Genomic DNA, 12,711 nt, shown 5'->3' on the forward strand with positions numbered 1-12,711 from the left:
TCTTATAGGATAGGGGTTCGTTATTTTTTAGGTGGAAAGATGAGTCCAATAAGTCTGTAAATTAGTTTTGCTATGGTGAATTGTGGATGGTGCAGGAAGGGAATGGGACTGAGTTCACTTACATCAAATCCGACAATTTTTCTCTCTTTTGATAAGACAGAGAAGAAATGATTAATCCATTCCCAAGTTAGACCTCCGGGTTCCGGTGTCCCAGTAGATGGGATAATACTTGGGTCAAAAACATCACAATCTAATGTGATGTATACCTGTTCATCGGAGAGGTCTACGATTTCTTTTATAGATATCTTTTCTCGTTCTTTTAGTTTATGGGCGTAGAAGGTGAAGACACGGTTCTTTTCTTGTTTTAAGATTTCTGGCTCTTCTGGTGCTTCACTCCGTATACCCACCTGAATTAATTTCTCATTATGTCGGTCTAAAATACGTGCCATAGCACAAGCATGGTTCCATTTGTCGTTTAGGTATGCATCTCGCAAGTCACTATGGGCATCCAACTGAATAATGGTGAGGGGTTTATATGTAGTTATATGTGCGTAAACTGAACCTACAATGCTTGAATGTTCACCACCAAGGGTAACAATGTATTTTTTCTTATTTAGCCAGTAGCTCACCTCTTTTTCTAATGTTTTTGCCAAATTTGAACCTGAGATGGAAGTAGTTCGTAGAGGGCATAATGTAGCAATTCCTCCGCATGTTTTATATGGCTCGTACCCTAATACAGTATCGTATAATTCTACTTCGTGTGAGGCGTTGATGATTGCTTCTGGTCCTTTTTTTGAGCCTTTTCCGAATGTTGATGTTTTTTCAAATGGTACAGGCAACACTATAACATTTGCAGTGTCCGAATGAGAAAAATTTTGAGACAACGCCATGAAATTTTCTTTTTCAGACAAATATGTTTTTCCACTTCTATTCATACAGCCCTCTTAATTTGCGTCTAATTCTTCAAAAACACATTTCATTAAGAAAGGCAGAACAAGTGTCGCATCTGCTAATACTTCTGCGTATCTACCACCTTCTTCGAGTGGCACAAATTTGCCCCAGCTCACGCCTTCGGAATAGGTGCAACCTGATAAGCCTCCCCAATAAACAGGCTCAGGACAAATACGGACGCCGTATTGGAATCGAGGTCGTTTTATCTCTACATTTAATCGGTTTGCGGTTATGTCATAATAAGGTCCTACTTGTTGTGCCCAATTGCGGGGAACACCACCGCCGATGGTTATAATTCCTAATCGTTTTGCTCTACCGATTAATCGGGCGTAATGTTGTAAATCTAAAAATGGGTTAAAATTAGGCACAGCCTGAAATAATTCTTCTGGGTCCCAAACATTGTTTTCTTGCTGCCTTTTTTCAATGGCTTTTTTCATTGCCCACGTAGAAAAGTCCAGTCCCATTTCACTATCAGTAAAGGCGGGTATGTAAACGGGAACATTTTTATTATAAGCACTTCGTAAGATGCCAGGACCATAATTTAAATCTTCTAATTCTTTTCCGATAGCATGGCAGAAGCGATAAGAACACCAGAAGCCGTCTTCAGGTTCGATTAAATCCAACACTCGAGCTACCACTTCACATACATCATTTAAATTGGCTTCCATCTCTAATGTGTCGTATACGCGGTTATAACCTTTTTCAAAAAGTTCCTTATCATCTACCTCTGGATTTACAGCGTAGTGAGTAAGTCCAATGCTTTCGGTAACACCGTGGGCAATAAGTGCACCTGTTGCGATGACCGCTTGAACCAAACCACGGTTAATCATTTCACAAATAATCATACCTTGTTTTGCCACGGTCATAGCTCCTGAAAGAGTAAGAACAACACTGCAATCCTCATCACGAAACATTTGCAATAATACTTCGAATGCTTCTCCTAATGTTCTTCCAGTGAAAGCAGTCTTTCTCATTGCTTTGATGAGGTCACTAAACCGATGTATTTTAGACAAATCCAGACTTTCAAGAGGCATAAGGCCATCTTCGCGACCATCATGTAATTCACGATGCATGGCTACTCTCCTATTATCTGCATTGTATTTAGAGTATTATAAACAGAAATCGAATAACAAAGGAAGGTATAGCCTAAGAGAATACTCTCCCTTTGCTTGTTTTGTAACGTTATTCCTGCTCTATTTAGAGAAAAAAACACCCTATCTATTTTGGCAGGAATTATCTGTCCCAAGCATCCAGAAAAAATTATTTGTTTGCCATTGCAAAGGACTCAATTTTGTGAATTGACGACGGTATCTCTTCTTCAATGGGAAACCGAGGCAACTCACGGATTGTAACATCTCCGAGATCTAATTCTTCTTGGATATAACGGAACACAATCCGTGGGTCTGTCTTTCCACAAGTAAAGATGTCCATAGCGATGAGCCCTAAATCTGCATAGGTATGAGCAGAGCAATGGCTTTCATCTAACATGACCAAGGCGGCAAATCCGGGGGGGGAATCACTCCCAAATTTGTAACGAACTTGCGAAATTACAGTCGCGCCGGCTCGTTCCGCAGCACGAGCCATCACGTTCAACACCAGCTTGTCATTTAAGCATAGGTCGCGCGACACATTCCGACAATCGATAATAAGATGCATGCCCTTGTGCAATTCATAAACCCTCCTATAGGTTTATTGTTTTTAGTTGGTACCGCGTTGCCGCCTTACGCTGGTCGCCTCACTAAGGAGCTTAGGGCTTGGGGTCGGCTTGTGCCGCCTCCATATCACACGGAGATATGCAGGCTATATATTTTAAATTGGTAGAATGTTACAAAATTTAATACGAAAAATCAAGTTAAAAGTTACAAAAATTTTAAATTTTTTTTAAAAACAGTCATATTTATGAAAGCCTCTATTTATGAGGCTTTCATAAATATACAGTTTTAGTTATTTTTTTGTTACAAAAATTTTTTTGTTACAAAAACAAATTCTTAATAAAAAAAATAAAAGAAATTTTTCAAAAAATATTTAAAATGTATTTTTTCAAAAAAATAAAATGTACTTTTTATTGGAAATGTTAATCTTATTTTAGATGTTTATTTAGCCATTGAAATGCTTCTTCTTGCATTTCGCGGTTAAATTCATGAGGGACATTCCATATTTTTGTATGCAAGTTTTCTGGTGTTCCTTGAGTCTGCCAGACATTCCCCATAATCTTATATGCTTCTTCTACACCTTCTAATGGAAATAAAATATCTTTTGTGCCGTTGAAGAACAACATTGGTTTCGGACATGCTAAACTGGCAACATCGGGTATGTCCAGATACAAATACAGATTTGGTGCTAACATTGAATATGCGGATTGCCCTCGTGTCTGATTATTGTCAGGTACCATCAATGATGGTGTGGTAGCCATCCAGCAAATAGCACAGCCTGCTTTAATGTTATCCGATAATGCACTTAGCATCCATGTGCGATGTGCTCCCATGGAAAGTCCTATTGCACCTATATGTTCACCATCAACCTCTGGTAGACTTTTCAAAAACTCCACAGAACGAATATCATCCCATGTTATAATCCCCAACCATGATGTTCCTAAATGAAATATGTTTGACCCTAATTGTTGTTGATGTTCATACTGACTACCTTCACATTCCTGACGTGCACCCCAAAATAGGGCATCAATTGCGAGAACAATATAGCCTTGCTTTGCAAGTTCATCACCGATAAATCTACCACCATAATATTTATTTACCCAATCTGTTGCATCATCAACTACCTCATCACGTTCCGCTATAGGCTGGACGACCTTTTCTTTACCGATACTAAAATGTGCACCGTGGTCATGCAAGCACACGACCGCAGGGAAAGGAGGTGTCCCTTTCGGGATTAGCAAATAGGCTGGTATACGTTCCCATTCAGATATGTTCATAATCAGTTTCCGTGCAACATAAGATTTTCGATCTTCCTCTATAATTAATTCGGGTCTGAACAAGGTAAACGGTGGTGGAGAACCGAGACATTCAAAAACCTTCTTACGACCTTCCTTCTTCCAATCTTCGAAATTAGTAAATTTCCCCTGTTCATAACGAAAAGAAGGCACATAATTTTTTAGCCAATCTGCCGTAAATTTAGGAAGTGTTTTTTCGATAGAACAATTTTTGCCTGTCTCTATATTTGTTTCTGTTTTCGGTAATGTCATACGCATCAAGATTGTCCGTAATTCAGGGTGTGAAATATTCAAAACACGCTCTGCGTCCCTGTGTTTCAGGTAATAATTCAGAACACTTGCAAAGAAAACTACTCCTTCGGGAGGCAAGACATCTGTGCAGGAGATATTTCCCTCTGTATAATCTCTTGAATAATCGCGTTCCTCAAACGTTTTGTATATTTCTTCTAAATTTTTTCCTGCTTCTACCTTACCTGTTGCATATTCCCATGGTCCTAAACTGTTCAAGACACATTGGTTCCGTATTAAACCTGCAACCCGTGCCTGTAAAACAGTTTCAATTCTATCTAAACAAAGGTCAAAATAAGGGGACTTTTCCTTTAACACGGAACAAGCATCTACCAATTGCTGGGCATGTTCAATCCCTTGTCCAATGAATGTAAGTGGTGAACGTGGATGGGGATAACGCCAACCACCTACAGGGTCGCCACTTTCCGCAATAAACTTTGCAATAGATTCTATGGTTTCATATAAACGAGGTTCATCTGGGAATTCCTTATACAAATCTGGCAATCCCTGCAATGCATAGCCCAAAATATAAGGTTTCGGGAACGGATTTTTATATCCAGTCTGGTCATTTTGAATAAATGGCACATCTTTTTTTAATGGTTCACCACCTTGAGAAAATAAATGATTATCACATAATTTTTCACGTAATTCACGGAACAGTCGTAAGGCATGTTGTACATATTCTTGTTTCCCCAAAGCATGGTATAGAATCATAAAATCTTTTACAACCCCTACATTTCTGCATTCCCCTGTATTGGCGTGAACATTCTCTTTTGCATATTCAATCTGCCACTTTAAACCACATGCATAAAATGGGTCACCAGTCTCCTCATACGCAAAAAGTAAATTGTCAAAGCCTTTTGTGCAGAAGGTAACAGAGTCATTAGAACGCCACATAAAATTATTGTCATCTTCATGTATTTTGGGGTCTCTGCCTCGAATATTGTTATAACGCGTTCCTCCAAAATTTGTTTTTTCTAACTCGCCCCACCATATTGACAACTGTGTATAATTTTGACACCACAGTAAGAAGGTCTTTCGTATTTCTGGGTTTGCTGTTCGTAGAGATTCATAAAATATTTCTGTATTATGATTCAATCGGTTCATCCCAAAAACAGAGTTTACGGGCATAGTGGACACATTCCCGAAATCATCTCCATAAAGCCTTGGTATTGCCATAGCGTTTCTATGCCAACGGACAATTTCTTTTAATAATTCATTCTCCGGCTCCGGACATTCTTCACAATGATATATAGATTTCCACATAGAAATTGGGACACAACAAATCACTGGTGGTTCCAATAATTCATTCCATTCACTCATATCTGAAGGACCGATATACAAACACGCAGTACGCCATGCCATTGGTTGGTGTGGAACTTTGTCTATTTCCCGACTTCGCAAATAAGTAACGTTCCACCCATTGGAAGTAGGTTTGCTGTAAATGGAGCCTTTTCGCCAGTTTACTGCATCTGGAAAACATAATTTTTTGCCTGTTTCTGTCCGAAATGAAATGTCTTTCCCTTCTTTTAGTTCATGTTCAAAGTAGTTGTCCAACAGTGTAATGCTATCTCCAAGAATCTTTGATATATGTCCTTCGCCTTCAATACGTAAACCAAACTCTGGTGCATAGCCATCTTCCTTTGCACATCGTTGTAAAAATACTCGCACCGCAAATTGCCCTTCTGCATTTGCTCGTAATTCAATAATTTTAGGGAAAGCATCATCCCACTGTAGCCAGCGAGCCCATAAATATTGATCCCCTTGTTCTATAATTTCCTTTTTTATTTCCCTATTGTTTGTTATTGGACAAATTAACGTTATTTTTAAAGGTTTATCTTTGTCATTATTAACAATGATTTGTTTGCCGTCATATTCGAAAGAATTGCCACCTATTTGTAATGATGTGCTATTGTCCAACTTTTTTGATGAGGCTAATTTGTCGCAGATAACAATATATTGCTTCTCCTTTCTTTCAAAATTATCTGTAAACGAGAGTAATGCCCTGCGGACATAACCTTCTCCACCTCCGTAGGTAGTAAGAACACGACAATCTGCAGGGATTTCTCTTCCTTGTGATTGTAATACTACTTTATCTGTCACTTTCATTTTTTTGTATGGAAATGGAATAGAAGCACGAACAAATTGTTTTCCTACATTTTTTGTTTTTATTGTGAAGATAACTTCTTCATCTTTGATTTCAGATTTTGGCGATATTTCCCCTGATGTTATTGGTTCAAATTGAAACTTTTGGAACCACAATTCTTTCTGATGGGTATTTTCTTCTGAAGCGGAAAGAATAAAAGTGCAAGTACATATTAAATAAAGAAATAAAACCAAAAAAAGTTTTTTTACTTGATGTCTCATAGCGTTTCCTTTTCCTAAGTTATAATTAATATTAGCATATACATAGCCTCAAAAAAATGGTCGGACAAATATCACACTTATTTGTCCGACTACGTGATTTTTTTGTTAGAGATTTACCTTTTTCGATTTTCAGTGCCACTCATAATAATTAAAAGCATCCCAACCAATAAAAAGTCGATTAGATATTTTTGCCATAGATATTTATCTTCTGATGTGTCAGTGCAACCACAGGCTTTATCTGAAGGTGTATCTATACTACCTTCCCCTTCTGTTGAAGATGTCCCTTCTCTACTATCTTCTCCATCCTTAACCCCATCATTTGTGCCTTCTTGTTTGCCTTCCGTAGAGCCTTCTCCAATGCCTTCTCCGTTTCCTTCTGCAATTCCTTCTTGTAGTCCTTCTCCAATGCCTTCTCCATTTCCTTCTGCAATTCCTTCTTGTAGTCCTTCACCTTCTGGGGGGTGCATATCCCCTGCAAATGAAGTTTGAACAATATTTGAACAAAATTGGACATTTGTCGTACGAAACAACGCCTGTGAGATTATTTGGCAAGGACCCTGCATATCTGAAGGAACTTGTACAGTAAAACTAAAACTGAATGGGAATGAGGGGATAGAAATCCAAGCAAATTCAAAGGGGTCAGTGCCATTCGATGTAATCTTATCATTTACAGGATATATTGGAGGAGAATTTACAGAGGAAACACCTAAAAACTTCCAACCGTTAGGAAAGAGAGAAGTTAAACCTAAGGCTGTTATCTGTTCTGATGTATTTTTTGTTAGATTTGTTGTGACAATAACGGCACTACCAGGAATATAATATAACTTCGTTTCATTAATGTAGACCCCCTCTCCAGATAAGTCTTGTGAGATAGTTATATCTCCCGTTATCTCACACCCCGTTAGTTCTTCTCTCTGCGATTCTTTTTCTCCTGCAAATGAAGTATTTACTATCAAAAATAAAATAAAAATATTAATAGATAATACAATTAAAAAAACATTATTCTTACTTCGCATTATTATTTTATCCTAAATATATAACACATTATTAAAAACCATTGATACAAATAATATTTTCACGGTTGAAGTATACCATAAACCATGAATAATTTTTTTAAATTATGAAATAATGTTTATTCTCTGTTAATTATAATTGGAAATTTTAAATTACAGTAAGAAAACGTTATAAGTAAGGTTTGTGATAATATTTGTCCTTTTTATTAAAGGTTAATCTGTTGTTTGGTATATGACAATTAATGCTCCAGGCTTTTCGGGTATTTGTAACGGAATTCCTTTTTTCATTAACTCATCACCATTAATTTCTAATGATTTGGCATTATTTGTCAAAGGTGTAATTTTATATTTTTTATTTGAGTTAAGCCCATAAAGGGGCAAACTTATCTCGCTGTTGTCACATCCTTCTCTACGGAAAGCCTGGATAAACCCTGTGCCTTTTTTGCTCATATTAAATTGCCAGGCAATCCAAACATTTTTACTGAGTGAGTAAGGGGTTAATGGGTAATAATCGCCAAAGTAATTTTCTCCATATACATTCCGTTGTTGCATAAGTTCTTGCAATCGTTCCCAGTTTATATTGTCATCCCTTTGGTCAAAACAGGCAGTAAAACTGGGGCATAATACACTTATGACTTCATAGTCTGATGTTTTAGAAGTACCTGTGCCGTAAAATGGGAACCATTCAGATAACGCCCAGGTATGGCATTGATTGCCGATAGGCTCCATAATGTAATCACTTCGTAGGAGAGGCACAGCCCGTCGTAAAGTTTCTAAATCATTGCGTCTACCACCACTGGCACAGGAATCAATTAACATATTGGGATGACGACGCAACAGTTCATCCCAGTATGCAAAATATCCTTCTACATGCTGAATCTCGGTAATTCCCTGCCTATCTGGGGTATCATTCTCCCGCCAGAACTTCAATGGGTCTATATTGAAATCCTGTCGGTATAAATCAATACCTTCGTTAGTAAGAAGGGTATCTATGTGATTTGTAAGCCATTCCCGTACCTGAGGATTCCCGAGGTTTAACAATCCCCCATTGTTTCCGCCTAAAATCCATTCTGGATGATTTTCGGCGAGCCATGTCCCCGCATGAACACGCTCAGGCTCGAACCATACAAGTATTTTGACCCCTTTATTGTGAGCAAATTCGGAGATAGGCTTAAATCCACCAGGAAATCGGGTTTGGTCTACTTCCCATGTCCCTGTTTTGGGCCATTGCCCATCGCAAGGATACCAACCTGCATCCATCCACCAATAGTCAAGGGGAAATCCTCGTTTAAGATATTTTTCAATAAACATTAACTGTGTATCCGTATTAGCGTTAACCATTTCTCCATATTGATGAGAACTACATGCGAGAAGTAAAGGTACCTTAGGAGGGCTTCCGTGGGGATGGGGTAAATTATGGGCAATCATCCATTGTCGCCATAAATTTTGTCCGCGTCGTTTGTCTCCAGAATAGTAAAGCAATACTACCATAGGTCCACGAACTTCTTCTCCTGGATGCAATATGAAATGTGTAAGTTCCTGTCCTCCTTGAATGTTCAAAACTCCATTTGCATCTCTTTTAAATTTACATGACCATTGACCAGCCCAACTAATAACGAAAATAAGCCCACCGTCGTCTCTTTGAAAGTTAAAATAGGGAAATGTGATTTGTGTGGGGCGTCCGCCTGTGTTAGATAATGTTATTTCAGACTCTTTATTTATTTCTTCTATAATCGGTTCGTAGCTATCCGCGGTGCAATTATCCCCTTTGTTCCGATGCAGTATTACTTTTTGACCTGCAAATTCAGGGAAACTTTGGTCAATCGTTTTAAGGTCTTGTACTAATGGAGAATCTTCTTTAGAAATGTTTTTGTAGTATGCAGTCCATTCGATGACAGGGAAATCAGGATAGTATACCCCTTCATAACGAACTACGAAACCGATTTCAGGTAGGGTTAGCGTTAATGTCCGACATATAACACTACTCTTCTCTTTTGGTGTGATTTCTCGTTGCCAAGAGTCCACTTTGCTTGTGACAGATTCACCATTAATTATTAGAGAGCCTGGGAACAGGTCTGATTTGTTTTGTAGTTTTTCGCCGAACCAACGTTCGAAGCAGTCTTTTGCCATTTTTAATTCATCTTGATTAGCGGAGGTTTGTCCAAATGCTAATGGAATTCCTAAAAGAACCAATATCGCTAATAGCATATATCGCCAGAACATAATAAACTCCTTTCTATATTTATAATCGAAATGTTACTTTACATTATACTCTTAAAAAATATAATTAAAACTCGATTTTGTTGATAATACCATTTTCAATAAGCCATTGGTAGGTTTGACCTACCGCATAAATAGAACCTGTTATAAGCAATTTGTCTTTTTGTAGGGCTCGTTCCCATCCATATTTCAAAGCAGAGTGGAAATCTTTTTCTACTATATATGGGACTCCTGTTGGAATAATGTTTTCAACGATGTCCTCTACTATCATTGCTCGCTTTCCATAGAATTGGGTCACTATGAACTTTTTGGTAATGGGTGCTAATGTTTGAACAATCCCACCAATATCTTTGTCATCAGCTACTGTTAAAATCACAACAACATTGTTCACTTCTTTCACAATTTGTTTCATGCCGTCTGGATTATGTGCTGAATCGAGTAGAACCCATGGAGATTGTGATACCAAATCAAATCGTCCAGGCCAACGCACATTAGCAAGACCATGGAGAATAGCCTCCTCTTTAATTGAGAACCCTCTTAATTGTAACCAATCTATCATAGCCAGAGCGACGCCAGCATTCTCTCTCTGATATGAAGCACATAAACCAGATACAGCCCCTTCTATTTTCCGAACAGAACTATAATAATTTAACCTGGAAAAATTTTCAGTTTTTTCCCACTGGATATGGAAATCTTTTTCTATTTGCCACAATGGTGCTTTTAATTCTTCCGCCTGTTTTTGAATAACCTTAAAGGGCTCATATTTTGTTTCAGCTGTTACGACAGGAACCCCTTCTTTGATAATTCCAGCTTTTTCCCATGCAATCTTTTCTAAGGTATCTCCGAGATATTGTGTGTGCTCTAATGCAATATTAGTAATAGCACTTACTTCAGGATAAATAACATTGGTTGAATCCAGTCGTCCTCCCATGCCCACTTCAATAATTGCCCAGTCAACTTTCTGTTGTGCAAACCAATGAAATGCAATGGCAGTGCAAAACTCGAAGAAGGTAGGACATATTCCCACAGTTGTTGTCAAAGTACGGAAAAATTCAATTTGGTCATGTAATTCCTCTGGTGGGATTGGTACCCCATTTACTTGGAATCTTTCTGATAGGTTTATTAAATGCGGACTTGTAAATTTACCTACACGGAAACCTTGCTCTCTGAGAATTCTATCCAAATATGCTACTGTACTTCCCTTTCCGTTAGTGCCTCCAATATGCAAAGATAAAAACTTTTTGTGTGGTTCCCCTACATGTTTTAAGAGGGTAGTAATACTATCCAGACCTAACTTAACCCCATGCAATACCAATGAGTGAAGAAATGCAATATCATCATTAGGCAGATTAGTAGAGAAAATATCCATAAATAGAAATGAGTTTTGTGTTCATTTGAGGAACTCTTATTTTAAGATTCTTGATGAATAATAATAGGTTCTTCGTCTGCTAACGAATCAGGATAATATAAAATTCTTCCACAATGTCGGCAGGTATGTATTTTTTCCCCTGCCATAATTTCATTTACGATTTGGGGTGGAACTTGCATGAAACAACCAGAACATATCTCATCTTTAAGTGGAACAACTACGGGACCTGTTTTCCTCCGTTGTTTTATTCTACGGTAGTGGGTTAAAAATTCTGCGTTCACCATCTTTTCTGCCTCTGCCCTTTTGCTTTCCAGTCCTTTTCTTTCTTGAACGACCTCTTGTAATTCCTGGTCTATTTTATTCTCCTGCTGTCTCAATTGTTGGATTTCTGCTTCGATTCTTTTTTTTGTTTCGAGTGCAAAATGGTTCGCTTCGTCAATTTGATACATAATCTGTATTAATTCTTCTTCTTTTAATCCAACCTGCTTTTTTATTTCATCAATTTCTTTTAACAATGCCTGATATTCCTCGTTCTTCTTTACCCCTTGAAGTTGAGTATCATACTTTTTTATTTGTTCTTGGAGTTGGGCAATACTTCGTTCACATTCACGTTGATTTAAAATTAGCTTTTTATGATTCTTTTCGCTTTCTTCTATTTCTTGAATCAGTTTTTTTTCTTGTATTTTTAATTTGTCTCGTTGCTTTGGTATTTCTTTTTCCTTTGCCAATAAGGATTCTATATGAAGGTCGATATTTTGAAGTTCGAGCAGATTTTTTATTTGAGTTTTCATAATTCCTTTTCCTTTTGTAATTTATAATAAAAAAGCCACAGCAAAAAATTGCTGTGGCTGTTGTGTTCAATGCCTTACCCGAAAGGATTTATATCGGCATGGGATAGATACCACGTTTGGGGTATTTATCCCTAAATCATAAATACGTCGCTGTTTCAATTGTTTTGTTAACATGCTTACATCAGGTAAATTCATTAAAATATTCAATTTTCAATTATCATTCTCGTCATCATCATTGCTAGTATTATACCCATTTGAACCGCACCGTTCAATTGCGATAGTTCCAGTACGAACCAATTCAATAATACCAAAAGACCTCATCATATCTATGAATGCCTGAATTTTCCCTTTGGCACCTGTAATCATAACTATCATTGCTTGTGTACCCACATCAACGACACGAGCACGGAAAATATTACATATTTCAACAACTTCAGCGCGAACTTTGCGGTCTGCTTTTACTTTTATCATAACCAACTCACGTTCGACAAAGGCAGATTTGGTTAAATCCTGAACCTCAATAACATCTACCAGTTTGTTTAATTGTTTTATTATCTGAGATAGCACATTTTCATTTCCGCGCACAGTTACCGTCATACGGGATATTTCTGGATTTTCTGTTTCACCGACACAAAGACTATCGATGTTATATCCACGCGCACTGAATAACCCTGAAACGCGAGCCAGAACGCCAAAATGGTTCTCGACAAGGATACTAATTGTGTGAGTTTGTTCATGTGTTGTTGTCATGGTTATTATCCCTTC

General features: G+C 37.7%; 9 protein-coding genes. All 9 read right to left on the reverse strand.

The genetic code is table 11. The features are described from left to right. Positions 1-20 precede the first annotated feature (20 nt). A complete protein-coding gene (speB, locus tag PLJ10_04480) occupies positions 21-935 on the reverse strand; it encodes an agmatinase (GenBank protein HOK08902.1) in 915 nt (304 codons plus the stop codon). A gap of 9 nt (positions 936-944) precedes the next feature. Beyond that, the gene (locus PLJ10_04485; GenBank protein HOK08903.1) at positions 945-2,024 is read right to left on the reverse strand and encodes a deoxyhypusine synthase family protein; all 1,080 of its coding nucleotides are present in this window, start codon (positions 2,022-2,024) and stop codon (positions 945-947) included. Positions 2,025-2,211: 187 nt separating this feature from the next. Further along, a complete protein-coding gene (gene speD, locus PLJ10_04490; protein ID HOK08904.1) occupies positions 2,212-2,607 on the reverse strand; it encodes an adenosylmethionine decarboxylase in 396 nt (131 codons plus the stop codon). Between the two features lie 424 nt (positions 2,608-3,031). Next, positions 3,032-6,553: an alpha/beta hydrolase family protein gene (locus PLJ10_04495; protein HOK08905.1), complete on the reverse strand. Its 3,522-nt coding sequence runs from the start codon at positions 6,551-6,553 to the stop codon at positions 3,032-3,034. 113 nt (positions 6,554-6,666) lie between these two features. Continuing rightward, on the reverse strand, positions 6,667-7,569 hold the full coding sequence (locus PLJ10_04500) for a hypothetical protein (GenBank protein ID HOK08906.1): 903 nt from the start codon (positions 7,567-7,569) through the stop codon (positions 6,667-6,669). Positions 7,570-7,779: 210 nt separating this feature from the next. Then, positions 7,780-9,789: an alpha-galactosidase gene (locus PLJ10_04505; GenBank protein HOK08907.1), complete on the reverse strand. Its 2,010-nt coding sequence runs from the start codon at positions 9,787-9,789 to the stop codon at positions 7,780-7,782. Between the two features lie 64 nt (positions 9,790-9,853). Further along, complete coding sequence (locus PLJ10_04510) at positions 9,854-11,155, reverse strand: folylpolyglutamate synthase/dihydrofolate synthase family protein (protein ID HOK08908.1); 1,302 nt, start codon at positions 11,153-11,155, stop codon at positions 9,854-9,856. 41 nt (positions 11,156-11,196) lie between these two features. Then, positions 11,197-11,946, reverse strand: coding sequence for a C4-type zinc ribbon domain-containing protein (locus PLJ10_04515; protein HOK08909.1), 750 nt, complete (start codon positions 11,944-11,946; stop codon positions 11,197-11,199). Between the two features lie 210 nt (positions 11,947-12,156). After that, complete coding sequence (ilvN, locus tag PLJ10_04520; GenBank protein HOK08910.1) at positions 12,157-12,696, reverse strand: acetolactate synthase small subunit; 540 nt, start codon at positions 12,694-12,696, stop codon at positions 12,157-12,159. Positions 12,697-12,711: the final 15 nt, after the last annotated feature.

This window comes from Candidatus Hydrogenedens sp., from assembly GCA_035361075.1.
Taxonomy (GTDB): Bacteria; Hydrogenedentota; Hydrogenedentia; order Hydrogenedentales; family Hydrogenedentaceae; genus Hydrogenedens.